13 protein-coding genes and 1 pseudogene are annotated in these 12,498 nt (G+C 63.2%); 5 read left to right on the forward strand and 9 right to left on the reverse strand.

The genetic code is table 11. The features are described 5' to 3' along the window. Positions 1 to 66: 66 nt before the first annotated feature. The 4 genes from B0E55_RS16025 to B0E55_RS16040 all read right to left on the reverse strand — a co-directional run bounded on the left by B0E55_RS16025 (position 67) and on the right by B0E55_RS16040 (position 3,079). Entirely contained in the window at positions 67 to 1,191 is a 1,125-nt protein-coding gene (locus B0E55_RS16025) for a glutamate--cysteine ligase (RefSeq protein ID WP_003945034.1), read from the reverse strand. 90 nt (positions 1,192 to 1,281) lie between these two features. Beyond that, positions 1,282 to 1,983 (reverse strand): superoxide dismutase[Cu-Zn], encoded by a 702-nt coding sequence (gene sodC / locus B0E55_RS16030; protein WP_020906693.1) that lies wholly within the window; start codon positions 1,981 to 1,983, stop codon positions 1,282 to 1,284. A gap of 95 nt (positions 1,984 to 2,078) precedes the next feature. Continuing rightward, on the reverse strand, positions 2,079 to 2,675 hold the full coding sequence (locus tag B0E55_RS16035; RefSeq protein WP_021333972.1) for a LytR C-terminal domain-containing protein: 597 nt from the start codon (positions 2,673 to 2,675) through the stop codon (positions 2,079 to 2,081). Between the two features lie 53 nt (positions 2,676 to 2,728). Then, a complete protein-coding gene (locus B0E55_RS16040) occupies positions 2,729 to 3,079 on the reverse strand; it encodes a DUF3263 domain-containing protein (RefSeq protein ID WP_007730120.1) in 351 nt (116 codons plus the stop codon). Between the two features lie 244 nt (positions 3,080 to 3,323). Between B0E55_RS16040 and B0E55_RS16045 the strand changes: the two genes are divergently transcribed. From B0E55_RS16045 to B0E55_RS16055, 3 genes are read left to right on the forward strand one after another with little or no spacing between them, the layout of a single operon-like run. Further along, positions 3,324 to 3,923 (forward strand): peptide deformylase, encoded by a 600-nt coding sequence (locus B0E55_RS16045; RefSeq protein ID WP_019744501.1) that lies wholly within the window; start codon positions 3,324 to 3,326, stop codon positions 3,921 to 3,923. Between the two features lie 10 nt (positions 3,924 to 3,933). Next, positions 3,934 to 4,875, forward strand: coding sequence for an N-acetylglutamate synthase, CG3035 family (locus B0E55_RS16050; RefSeq protein ID WP_420848357.1), 942 nt, complete (start codon positions 3,934 to 3,936; stop codon positions 4,873 to 4,875). 16 nt (positions 4,876 to 4,891) lie between these two features. Next, positions 4,892 to 5,692, forward strand: a complete 801-nt coding sequence (locus tag B0E55_RS16055; protein WP_003945060.1) for an exodeoxyribonuclease III — start codon at positions 4,892 to 4,894, stop codon at positions 5,690 to 5,692. 44 nt (positions 5,693 to 5,736) lie between these two features. Here B0E55_RS16055 and B0E55_RS16060 read toward each other — a convergent pair whose 3' ends face one another. After that, a complete protein-coding gene (locus B0E55_RS16060; RefSeq protein ID WP_223257849.1) occupies positions 5,737 to 6,168 on the reverse strand; it encodes a GNAT family N-acetyltransferase in 432 nt (143 codons plus the stop codon). Between the two features lie 248 nt (positions 6,169 to 6,416). Here B0E55_RS16060 and thiC point away from each other — a divergent pair, with 248 nt between their 5' ends. Together thiC and thiD are read left to right on the forward strand one after the other, a co-directional pair. Continuing rightward, positions 6,417 to 8,048, forward strand: a complete 1,632-nt coding sequence (gene thiC, locus B0E55_RS16065) for a phosphomethylpyrimidine synthase ThiC (protein WP_080910032.1) — start codon at positions 6,417 to 6,419, stop codon at positions 8,046 to 8,048. Next, the gene (gene thiD, locus B0E55_RS16070) at positions 8,045 to 8,887 is read left to right on the forward strand and encodes a bifunctional hydroxymethylpyrimidine kinase/phosphomethylpyrimidine kinase (RefSeq protein WP_003945044.1); all 843 of its coding nucleotides are present in this window, start codon (positions 8,045 to 8,047) and stop codon (positions 8,885 to 8,887) included. Before thiC ends, thiD begins: the two co-directional genes overlap by 4 nt. Before the next feature lie 4 nt (positions 8,888 to 8,891). Here thiD and B0E55_RS16075 read toward each other — a convergent pair whose 3' ends face one another. The 4 genes and pseudogenes from B0E55_RS16075 to B0E55_RS16090 form a co-directional block, all read right to left on the reverse strand. Continuing rightward, entirely contained in the window at positions 8,892 to 9,743 is an 852-nt protein-coding gene (locus B0E55_RS16075) for an adenylate/guanylate cyclase domain-containing protein (protein WP_019744506.1), read from the reverse strand. Between the two features lie 113 nt (positions 9,744 to 9,856). Further along, positions 9,857 to 11,311, reverse strand: coding sequence for a M20/M25/M40 family metallo-hydrolase (locus B0E55_RS16080; RefSeq protein WP_195849572.1), 1,455 nt, complete (start codon positions 11,309 to 11,311; stop codon positions 9,857 to 9,859). Between the two features lie 132 nt (positions 11,312 to 11,443). After that, on the reverse strand, positions 11,444 to 12,214 hold the full coding sequence (locus B0E55_RS16085; RefSeq protein ID WP_019744508.1) for an ABC transporter permease: 771 nt from the start codon (positions 12,212 to 12,214) through the stop codon (positions 11,444 to 11,446). Then, positions 12,214 to 12,498, reverse strand: a pseudogene (locus B0E55_RS16090) (ABC transporter ATP-binding protein); the annotation flags it as partial. The pseudogene B0E55_RS16090 and the gene B0E55_RS16085, both read right to left, overlap by 1 nt.

The following is a 12,498-nucleotide window of genomic DNA, read 5'->3' on the forward strand; positions in this document are numbered from 1 at the left end:
AGACTGGACAATCGGTCTGTATGCCCGTATTTCGACCCTACGAAACCATCGGCAACACGGAGTGCTCTAAGTACCCAACTCCGCGACCAATGCGTCGACTACCGCAACCAGATCGCCGCCCGTCGCTTCCGCGACACGGCGTTGACGCTGGTAGGAGGCACCGCGACGGGGAATGTCCGCCACCGACGCCAACTCGTCCGCGCAGCCGAGTGAGACCGCTATCGGCGCCAAGTCGTCGAGCAGGCGATCCAGATCGTCAGTGACGAGGCACTCGTTTGCGTCGGAGTCGAGGATGATCTCGGCGTCCAGTCCGTATCTCGCTGCGCGCCACTTGTTTTCCTTGACGTGCCACGGCTGCATGTTCGGCAGAGTCTCACCGGCACTCAGTCTGCGGTCCAGATCGACGATGAGGCAGTGGACCAGAGCAACGAGAGCACCCAGTTCAGCGCGTGTCGAGACGCCGTCGAACACCCGGACCTCGATGGTTCCCCACTTCGGCGCGGGACGGATGTCCCAGTGCATGCCGCCGATCTTGGTGATCACACCGGTCTTCATCTGGTCGTCGATGAACGACTCGTATTCGGCCCAGTTCTCGAACTGGTACGGAAGGCCGGCGGTGGGCAGCTGCTGGAACATCAACGCGCGATTGGATGCATAGCCGGTGTCCACACCGGCCCACATCGGCGAGGACGCCGACAGCGCCAACAGGTGCGGATAGCGCTGCAGCAGTGCGTTGATGATCGGGAAAACGCGATCCGCGGACGAGACACCCACGTGAACGTGCACGCCCCAGATCAGCATCTGCCGACCCCACCACTGCGTGCGTTCGATGAGTTCGTCGTAGTCGGGTGTCCGGGTGACCAGCTGCGTCGACCATTGCGCGAACGGGTGCGTGCCCGCGCTGATGAGGTCGACGCCGAGCGGATTCGCAGCGCGGCGAAGCAGATCCAGTGACCTGTCGAGATCACTCATCGCCTCGCCGACCGTCGAGTGAATACCCGTGACGAGTTCGACGGTATTTCGCAGTAGTTCCTTGGTGATGTGCGGGGTTTCCGAGCCGGCAAGCTCTTCGACCGCCGAAAACACCTCGGCTGCTGTGTTGGAGAGATCTCTGGTCTTGCGATCGACCAGCGCGATCTCCCACTCCACGCCCAGCGTCGGGCGCGGCGAACCTGGAAATGGAACTACCACGCAGAGAATCCAATCACAGTGTCGGTAAAAACACCGTGCTGGCTACTGCGTGGTAGTCGCCGGAAGTGATGCAAAACTCAGGTGAGTTTGTCAGCTCTTGGTGATGACACCGCAAGCGACGCGTCCGCCGGCGTCGCCGGTGTCGAGCGTCTGCTGATCCGGTGCCGGCGCGTAACGCGTCGGGATGTTGCCGAAGTTGTCCGCACCGGCATGGATCATGACGGATGTTCCACCGTTTGCGACCAGTTCGTCGACGGTGAACGCGTCGGTCGTGGTGACCAGCGTGGCGGTGCCGTCTTCGAGGACCTGAACCGAAGTGAGGTCACCGCTGGCCGGGTGGCCCGAGTGCCCCTCGGCCTGGAAGTGTCCGCCTGCCGAGAGGAAGTTACCCGGCTCTCCGCCGCTGGGAGCTACGGAATTGGTCTCGCACTTGGCGACCTGGTGAACGTGGAATCCGTGGAAGCCGGGGGTCAGGCCCTTGGCGTCGAGGGTGACCTTGACGTCGCTACCTTCCTGCGCGAACGTGACCGTTCCGACCTTGGCGCCGTCGGTGCCGTTCAGCGTTGCGGTGACAGTCTCGGCAGAAGCGCCGGCGTGAGCCGTCTCGGAACCGTGGCCGCCCGCGCTTTCGTGCGCGCTGGGATCGGCTGCACCGGTCCACACCGGAGGAGTCGTGCCGGGGACGCTGCTGGGCTCTTCGCTGTTACTGCAAGCGGTCAAGCCGAAAGCGGCAATCGCGACTACAGGGGCAACGACGCGCCAGGACATACGCCGGGTGCTGCTGGGGGCCATCGAACCGCTCCTTTGAGGTGGCGAGAAAGTGCTTCTGATCATAACGGCGCGTGTAGTAGCTGGAACCGACGGGTCAGTTCCACCTTCACGACCGGTCAGTTGGAGGTCACGATCACGATCACGCCAGGTGACGCGTTCGCGATGCCGGCGAATCGAGGTTCTGCGGTGACTCCGAGTTCAGCTGCGATCTTCTGCGCCGCTGCCTTCTCCGCCGCGGACGATCCGTAGTACACCGTCGTCGTACTGACGGTGCCCTCGCTGTAGTTACCCGTCTCCTCGACGTTCCAACCTGCAGCCGTCAATTCCTCGGCAGTGCCTGCTGCCAGACCGGAGACGGTGCTGTTGTTGAGAACTCGAACGCTGATATTCGACGTGTCGACGCCGCTCGCGGAGCTGGAAGTCGTGGTCGTCGCAGTTCCCGAGGGACGCGACGTAGTGGTGGTATCGCCCGAAGCGGGTTGCGTCGTCGCTGCCGGCTTGGAAGTGGCAGATGCCGGTGCGGTGGCGCTCGTCGTGGCAGACGCCGAGGATTCGGTCTGCTCTGCTGCGGTGTTCTCGTCGCCCGATCCACCGTCGCTCGATCCACCCAGTGAGGCTGCTCCGAGACCGATGAACACGATCGCCAACGCGATCAACACCATGGCGATTGCGCGAAGCGGAGGTCCGGACGGCTGCTCTTTCGGGGTACTCACGATGTCGACCTTATCGCCAGTGTGTGGACAGCCCGATCATATGTACGCGTGATTCAGGTGACCTCGAAGCCGAGGCGACGGGCGGCCCTGGCCTTCTGACGGCTGGCACGCAGACGACGCAGGCGCTTGACCAGCATGGGATCAGCCGCCAAGGATTCGGGGCGATCGACCAAGGCATTGAGAACCTGGTAGTAGCGGGTTGCCGACATGTCGAACAACTCCTTGATGGCTTCTTCCTTCGCACCGGCGTACTTCCACCACTGGCGCTCGAAGGAGAGGATGTCGTGCTCCCGGCGGGTGAGGCCGTCTTCGCCCACCTCGTGCATGCCTGCTGTATCTACTACCGAATCGTCGGCGCCAGTGCCTTCGGACTGGTTCCGACTACGCGCGGTTGCGCCGTCCATGTCACTCCTCGACTGCTGTGCTCGGCGTCAGCGAGACTCGTATGCTCGGTGTTCTTTTCCGACCGATATTCTCGCGGCCGTGAGTTTCCCGGTCCCCTGGCCCGAAGGTAACTCACAATTTCCCCCGCGGCCCACGTTCCGACCGAGCAACGAATTACATCGCTGTTCTTCAGCAACCATTGAACCATGATCGAGTGTGCGGGCCGTGATAACTACGCGGGCGCGCCGCACTATCCTTGTCCGCATGGCTATCCTCCCCATCCGAATCGTCGGCGACCCGGTACTGCACAAGGCGACAGAGCCGGTCACTCAGTCCCCGGCCGAGATCGCCGAACTGATCGCAGACATGTACGAGACGATGGACGCCGCCAACGGCGTCGGTCTGGCGGCCAATCAGGTCGGCGTTTCACTCCGAGTCTTCGTCTACGACTGCCCCGGTGACGACCGCAGCAGCGAGCGTCGTCGCGGCGTCGTCGTGAACCCGGTACTCGAGACGTCCGAAATCCCCCAGACGATGCCCGACCCGGAAGAAGACTTCGAGGGTTGCCTTTCCGTTCCCGGCGAGCAGTTCCCGACGGGCCGCGCCGATTGGGCGAAGGTCACCGGCACCGACGCCGACGGCAACCCGATCGAGGTCGAGGGCACCGGATTCTTCGCACGGATGCTCCAGCACGAGACCGGGCATCTCGACGGTTTCCTCTACACGGACGTGCTGATCGGCCGCAACGCGCGCGCCGCCAAGAAGATCATCAAGCGTTCCGGTTGGGGCAAGCCCGGTCTGACCTGGACGCCGGGCACCGTCGACGATCCGTTCGGTCACGACGACGACGATTACGAAGACTGAGAATTCCGCTCTGAACGGCAACATTTCGATCGGTAGCCGGGTGGTTTTGCGATACAAGCTCCCACCCGGCTATTCGCATCCCATGACCGACGTCATCGGCATCCTCGAGGGCGCCGATCCCATCGCCGTCCGCAGCGGCGACGGTCGGCTGGTCCAGGTCTCCGCCGATCAGGTGATCGCACTCAAGACTCTCTCGGCCCGCCCGATTCGCATCGGCGAGATTCGAAACCTCGAAACGGCTGCTGCTGCGGCGTGGCCGGGGGTCGAGCAGGCGTGGATCGACGGTTGGTTGCTGCGCGCCGGTCACGGTTTCACCGGCCGCGCCAATTCGGCTTTGCCGCTCGGTGGTGCGGGGACGGTTGCCGGCTTCGACGCGAGCACTCTCGAACGGATACGCCAGTGGTTCGGTGACCGCGGCCTGCCGACCCTGCTGCTCCTCCCCGATCGACTCGGCACCGCTCCGGACGGGTGGACCAGCGAGAAGGAAACCATCGTGATGGCCGCCGATCTGGGCAATGTCACGCTGCCGCTCGGTCCTCCGGTCACCTCGTTCGCCGACCGCCCCGACCACAACTGGCTGTCGACGTACGACGCCCACGGAGATCCGGCGTACGTCGAGGCGGTCCTCACGGCTGTCGTGGGCAGTGCAACTTTCGGCGCGATCGGAAACACCGACACGACGCTTGCCATCGGGCGCGCTGCGCTCACCGAGGCGCCCGATGGCAAGCGCTGGGTAGGACTGACCGGCATTCACGTCGCCCCTGAACACCGTCGTCACGGAATCGGGTCGCTGATCTGCGGAGATCTACTCTCCTGGGGTCGTCAGAACGGTGCGACGCACGCGTACCTCCAGGTTTCGGCGGAGAACTCCGCGGCGATCGCGCTCTACGAGCGGCTCGGATTCGTCGAACACCACCGCTACCGATACGCCACCGATCCTGTCGGCGGCTGACGCTAGGCTTGCCCTCGTGCGCATCGCTACTTGGAACGTCAACTCCGTCCGTGCCCGTACCGACAGGATCATCGACTGGCTCGGTCGATCCGACGTCGACGTCCTGGCAATGCAGGAAACCAAGTGCAAGGACGAGCAGTTTCCGTACGAACGCTTCAAGGAAATCGGCTACGAGGTCGCCCACGTCGGGTTGAGCCAGTGGAACGGTGTCGCCATCGCTTCCCGCGTCGGCTTGGACGACGTGCAGATCGGATTCGAGGATCAGCCCGGGTTCGACAAGGATCCCGAGGCAGACCCGGTCCGTGAGGCCCGTGCGATCGGTGCCACCTGTGGTGGTGTGCGGGTGTGGAGCCTGTACGTCCCCAACGGCCGTGAGCTGGAAGACCCGCATTACGCCTACAAGCTGGATTGGCTGGCCAAACTGCGCGACGACGCGGAGGGCTGGCTCAAGCAGGATCCCGACGCGCAGATCGCACTGGTCGGTGACTGGAACGTCGCTCCCACGGACGACGACGTGTGGGATCCCGCTTTCTTCGAGGGCAAGACCCACACGTCGGAGCCGGAACGAGCTGCGTTCACTGCCTTCACCGAGTCCGGGTTCGCGGACGTCGTTCGCCCGTACACCCCCGGCCCCGGTGTGTACACGTACTGGGACTACACGCAGCTTCGCTTCCCGAAGAAGCAGGGCATGCGAATCGACTTCATCCTCGGCTCTCCGGCATTCGCAGCGCGCGTCGAGGCGGCCGAGATCGATCGAAACGAGCGAAAAGGCAAGGGCGCCAGCGATCACGCTCCTGTGATCGTGAATCTCGGGTAGTTGTAAAGCTCGGAGCCTGATCGTCTGTTTGCAACCTCCGGCGGCTAGTCCTCGACGAGCAGTTCCAGATACTCGGGATGCTCGCCGAGGTACCGCTGAACGTAGGTGCACACAGGCCGCACCGACCATTCACGTTCACGGGCGCAGTCCATCGCGAACTGCACGAGTACGGCTGCCAGTCCCTGCCCGCCGTACTCCTCCTTGACGACGGTATGCATGTACGCAACCACGTCGCCCGCTTCGGCTCCGCTCCCCGAAATCTCGTCCTCGTCGCGGTATCCGAGGATGCCGACCAACTCGTCGTCGGAGAGCAGTTCGAATCGTTCGTGCGACGGATTGTCCACGAGCGTGACTTCCGGTGAGGTTCCGGTTCTCGAGTTTTCGATGTCGTTCATTGCGGCGACCTCCACGGCACGATCTGCAACTGCGCGATCTGCGACTGCTGCGTTCGCACGCTCTCCATAACTGTGATCCATGCCACTCATAGAATCAGCTACCGACGACGCTGTCCCGGGTTCGACCAATTTTTGCACCGCGAACGACTCCACCGCAATCGCAGTGAAACGCTTTTTCGGGGTTGAGATAGAGTCGCCCGGTGCCGCTGTGACAGCGGGCACAAATTTCATACAACCACCACGGGGGCTCGCACCAGCGGGCTGAGAGGACGGCTAGGGCCGTCGACCGGATGAACCTGACCGGATAATGCCGGCGTAGGGAGCGCACCATGCAGGAGAAGTCTGTCCGTACGGCTGTTCACGCGACTGTCCACACCGCTGTGACAACCGGCCCGATCGAGGGCAGTAGCAAGCACTACGTCGAATCGGATTCTCTCCGGATCCCACTTCGACGCGTCACTCTCACCAATGGTGAGCATCTGGACCTGTACGACACGTCAGGTCCTTACACCGACACGGACGCCGACATCGACCTCGATGCAGGGCTCCCGACGACCAGGGACACCTGGGAACGCCCGGAAAGCAATCGGACGCAATTGGAATGCGCCCGAGACGGTGTGATCACCCCGGAGATGCGCTATTGCGCTGCACGCGAGGGCGTTTCAGCCGAACTGGTGCGTTCCGAGGTGGCTCGCGGGCGGGCGGTAATTCCCGCGAACCATCGCCACGGCGAGCTGGAGCCGATGATCATCGGCAAGAAGTTCGCCGTCAAGATCAATGCGAATATCGGGAACTCGGCCGTAACCTCCTCTGTTGCAGAGGAAGTCGAAAAGATGGTGTGGGCGATCCGCTGGGGCGCCGACACCATCATGGACCTGTCCACCGGCAAGGACATCCACCTGACCCGTGAATGGATTCTGCGCAACTCACCCGTACCGGTCGGCACGGTACCGATCTACCAGGCACTCGAGAAAGTCAACGGAGATCCCACCGCTCTGACATGGAAAATCTACCGCGACACGGTAATCGAGCAGTGCGAGCAGGGCGTCGACTACATGACCGTGCATGCCGGTGTACGAATCGGTTACATCGCTCTGACTGCTGGTCGCGTCACGGGAATCGTCTCGCGCGGCGGCGCGATCATGGCCGCGTGGTGCATGCACCACAGGCAGGAATCGTTCCTCTACACCCACTTCGACGAACTGTGCGAGATCTTGCGCCGATACGACGTCACGTTCTCCCTCGGTGACGGGCTTCGACCGGGATCGATCGCCGACGCCAACGACGCCGCCCAATTCGCGGAGCTTCGCACTCTGGGAGAACTCACGCAGATTGCGAAATCCGCAGGAGTCCAGGTCATGATCGAGGGCCCCGGACACGTTCCCATGGACAAGATCGAGGAAAACGTCCGTCTGGAAGAAGAGCTCTGCGACGAGGCACCGTTCTACACCCTCGGACCGCTCGCTACCGATATCGCGCCGGCGTACGACCACATCACCTCCGCCATCGGTGCGGCGATGATCGCACGGGCGGGAACGGCGATGCTCTGTTACGTCACACCCAAGGAACACCTCGGCCTGCCCAACCGAGACGACGTGAAAACCGGTGTGATCACCTACAAGATCGCTGCCCATGCAGCAGACCTGGCAAAAGGGCACCCGAATGCACAGGCCCGCGACGACGCACTGTCCAAGGCGCGCTTCGAATTTCGCTGGTTGGACCAGTTCGCTTTGTCACTCGACCCGGACACCGCCAGGGAGTTCCACGACGAGACACTACCGGCCGAGCCCGCCAAGACCGCACATTTCTGCTCGATGTGCGGGCCGAGGTTCTGCTCGATGCGGATCTCGGCGGACGTACGTCAGTACGCGGAAATCCTGGAAGCGGAAATCCCGGAAACCGAGTCCATCCGGACCGAGCTGCCGTTTCCCCAGGTCCGGTCGGTAGGCTCGTCGTCGTGAAGCTGCTGCCCCTGACCCCCGCCGGACAGACCCCGATTCGGGCATTGACCATCGCCGGAACCGACTCCGGCGGCGGAGCCGGCATTCAAGCCGATTCCCGCACGATGGCGATGTGCGGAGTACACGCCTGTGTGGCCGTCGCCGCTGTGACGGTCCAGAATTCGGTGGGCGTCAGCGGATTCCACGAGATCCCGCCGGAGATCGTCGCCGACCAGGTGCGCGTCGTGGTCTCGGACATCGGCGTCGGCGCAGCGAAGACGGGAATGCTGGCCTCGACGACGATCATAGAAGCGGTAGCCGCAGTTGCCGCCGAGGTGGGGATCGGCCGCGACCGACCGATTCCGCTGGTGGTCGACCCCGTGTGCGCGTCGATGCACGGCGATCCACTGTTGCACGAAGAAGCTCTCGACGCGGTCCGCAACACCTTGATTCCGGCTGCCACGGTGGTCACTCCGAACCTCGACGAGGTTCGGTTGATCACCGGCATCGAGGTCGTCGACGACAAGAGCGCCCGCCAAGCGGCAGAAGCGTTGCATGCGCTCGGCGCTCAATGGTCCATCGTCAAGGGCGGCCACCTTCGTACTTCGGAGTTGTCCACCGATCTGTTGTTCGACGGCGACCGTTTCCTCGAATTCAGCAGTGCCCGGATCGACACCGGCAACGATCACGGCGGCGGAGACACGCTGGCCGCTGCGATCACTTGCGCTCTCGCACATGGCTATTCCGTTCCGGACGCGGTGGCGTTCGGCAAAGAGTGGGTGACCAAGTGTCTCGAGGCGTCGTACGACCTCGGCGCGGGACATGGTCCGGTGTCCCCGCTCTGGCGGCTCCAGGTTTAGTGCGCTAGTTCCGGCGCACGCGCCAGATTCCCAGGTCGACGGGAACTCCGTTTGGCGTGGTCGCGAAAAACCCTCGCCGCCATGGCCGGATCGTGAGATCGAGATCCTCCAGGGTGCCGGCTTCGAGTTCCTCGAGAGTTGTCGCCGACATCATGACGTTGCCGTCGCCGCCCAAGCCCATCATCCGGGCGGCGATGGTCACGTCGACGCCGAGCCAGTCGTCGCCGATCTGGCGCGGAGTACCCGTGTGGAGGCCGACGCGCATTCGTGGGGTGTATCCGTCGAGGTCGACTTCCGCGAGTGCGTCCTGCGCGGTGAACACCGCCTTCAAAGCCGCATCCGGGCGAATGAACACGGCCATCAGACCGTCGCCCATCCGTTTGACGACGTGTCCGCCGTTGTCGGTGATCGGGGTTTCCACGGCCTGCGCCACGGCACGCAGGAGCGTCAGCGTGGCGCCGTCACCGGCTTCGAGCGACCAGGTGGAGAAGCCAACCAGATCGGTGAAGACGATGGTCAGTTCTTGATCACCGCGGCCGCGGCCCATCTTTTCCAGCGCCGCCTGCCACACCTGCAGTGCTCCGAGGCTCACTTCGCGAGTGGCTGCCGGCTTCTGATCGAGCAATCTGTCAGCGACGCGAGCCACGGCACGAGCACCGCCAGGACCTGCCAGCGAGAGCGGGTCTCCGAATCCGGGATCACCGGGTAGTGCCCGCCTCAGCCGTCGTAGCGCGTCGATGAGCTGCTGCCGACGGTTCAGTTCTGCCGCAGAGTTCAAGACGACGTCGACGACGCCTCGAACCGAGGAGGAAGGAGCACCTGTCGTGTCGGTGCCCTCCGGGGACAGATCAGCCATAACTCAAGCGTAACTCAGAGTTACAGACAGTGTGCTGCCGCCGTTCTCGCACAGTGGCCTCCTGGTCGCTCGCACAGTCGATCATTCGGTCAGTCGATCATTCGGTCAGTCGATCATTCGGTTCTGGCCTGTGTCCGGGCATCGCCGACGGGAACGCCGTTCGGCCCGCTCAAATCCTGGGCATACGTCGCAACTCCGAAGGCTACTGCAGAAGCGTTGGCAGCGAGCGCTTCGCGATCGATGTTCGCGAGGTTGTCCTGGGCACTGTGGTAGTTCGGGTCGAAGGTCTCGTCCGCTTCGCCGCCCCACTTCTCGGCCTGAGCCGGCGTCTTGCGTTCGTCCGCGCCGCTGAACACTCCGCCCGCCGGGATTCCGATCTCGATGAACGGGCCGTAGTCGGAACGCCCGTCGAAGTCCGTTCCGTCCGCCGCAATCCCCCGATCGGCGAGAAAATCGACGAAGGTGCGCTCGATGCCTGCCGAACCCTCGGGCCCTGGCCCCTCCCCGACCGCATCCGAGTTGTCACCGTCGTAAGCCAGGTATCCGGCATTGGGCGAACCGAGCATGTCGAAATTCAGATACAGGGCGATGTCGGCCCGTTCCTGATCGCTCAGACCTTCCACGTAACGGGTGGAGCCGACCAATCCCACTTCTTCCGCTCCCCAGAAAGCGAAACGCACGGCATTCTCGATGCTCGGTGAGCTTCCCATCTGCAGCGCGGTTTCCAGCACGGCTGCGGTGCCGCTTCCGTTGTCGTTGATTCCGGGACCTTCCGGCACACTGTCCAGGTGGGCGCCCACGACAACCACGTTGTCGGTTGCGCCGGTCTTGGTCTGTGCAATCACGTTGCGCGACTTCGTCGTTTCCGTCGACGTGTCGAGAATCAGCGTGAGGTCTCCGGGCGCTACGGCAAGAGCCTCGCCCGACGCCTTGCTCACCCCGCCGGTCGGGATGCGGGCGTCTTCGGGTTCACCCAAGGTTGCCCCGCCCAGCATCGCGTCCTCGTTGTTGGCAACCAACAACGCTGCCGCGCCGCGGTCAGCGGCGATTTTCTGCTTGTCGCCGAACGGGCACACTCCGCGGGTGACCAGCACGATTGCACCGTTCACGTCGCGGCCGTCGTAGTCGGTGGCCTCGCAACCTGGTGTCTCGTCGGCGGGAATCACCACCAGGCGTGCCGTGATTCCGGTCGGTCCTGTGGAGGGGGAATATGTCAACGCCCGCACCGGAACATCGGAGCCGTCAGTAGCTTTCAGGGATTCGGTGCCGGGATCGAAGGAGCTGAAGTCGAATTCCGGGGTACTGACGTCGAAGCCCTTGTCTTCGAGCAGGTTTGCCACGTAGTCGACACTGGCGTCGTAGCCGGGGGTTCCGGCCGATCGATTGCCGTCGTTGTTACCGGCGATCTTCTCGAGTTGCTCCAGATGCCCGGTCACTGCGTCGACCGTGACGGTCTCGGAGAATGCCACCGGGTCTGCCGGGACGGCTGCTTCACTTCCCGACGACGAGCATCCACTCACCACGAGTGCTCCAGCCATTCCGACCACAACCACACCGAAGAGTCTCATCTTCGGAGGATATCGGCCGAAGCACAGGAAAGGGACCCAGTACGAATGGTTTTTCGTACTGGGTCCCTACTCTGCTGTCACTCCGCGTTCTCGGTAGGTCTCCCGACAACACCTACCGAGGGAGCGACAAGATCAGGCGTCGCGACGATTCACGATGACAATACTTGCTCCGAAAATCACCAGAACGAAGGCCGCGAAGTAGATCAGGCTGCCCCAGGGTCCCCAGTGGAAATCAAGGCTTCCGCCGCCAGGGCTGAGGAAGTGGTTTGCATTCGCGAACGGCAGGAACGGGGTGATCTTCTCGCCGACACTGCCGAACAGTCCGAACAGGCTCTCGATGAGCAGCGGCCAGAGCAGGAGCAACGCAATAGCGCCCGCAGACTGGCGGATGATCGATCCGACGCCGACAGCAAGAATCACGCAGAGGAAGGCGTAAACCGGGATGCCGTAAATCGCACGCCAGTCATCGCCGGTCGACAGGGTCAGGCCCGTGCTGGCCTCGGTACCGGCCATGGCTTTGGCCACCGCATAGGACCCGAAAGCGAGGACAAACGTCAGCACCGCGCCGAAGGCACCGATGAGGCCGGCTTTGGCGATGAGAACCGAGGCACGGTTCGGAACTGCCTGGAACGTGGTGCGGATGGTCCCGAAGCGGTACTCACTGGTGACCGCGAGGGCCGCCATGATCATGAGAACCATGATTCCGAAACCCGAGATGCCGGCCGTGGCAACGGCGGTGTCGAGGTCCGGCGCTCCCTGGACATCGGAGGACGTCAAAGCCGACTTGGCAACCGCGCCCATGATGGCCGCGAAGCCGAGTGCGAGCACGACGATGATGACCGAGCACCAGAGCGGCGACTTGGTCGTGGTGATCTTGATACGTTCAGCACTGAGAACAGCCATTACAGTGCACCTCCCATAGCCTGCTGTGTGTTTGCCTGCTGCGTATTTGCATGGTGTGCACCAGCACCCGGATCGATACCGGATGCGTGGTACTGGACATCGTCTCCGGTCAACTTCATGAACGCATCCTCGAGCGATCCCTGCACAGACGCCAACTCGTGCAACACGATTCCCTGCGAACCAGCCAAACCACCGATCACATCAGTCGTCGAATCCACGACCACCAACGCCGGCGCAACACCGGAACCGTCCTCACGCACCGTCAACCCCTGCGAGAGCAACAC

Source organism: Rhodococcus sp. 66b (assembly GCF_002076325.1).
GTDB lineage: Bacteria > Actinomycetota > Actinomycetes > Mycobacteriales > Mycobacteriaceae > Rhodococcus_F > Rhodococcus_F erythropolis.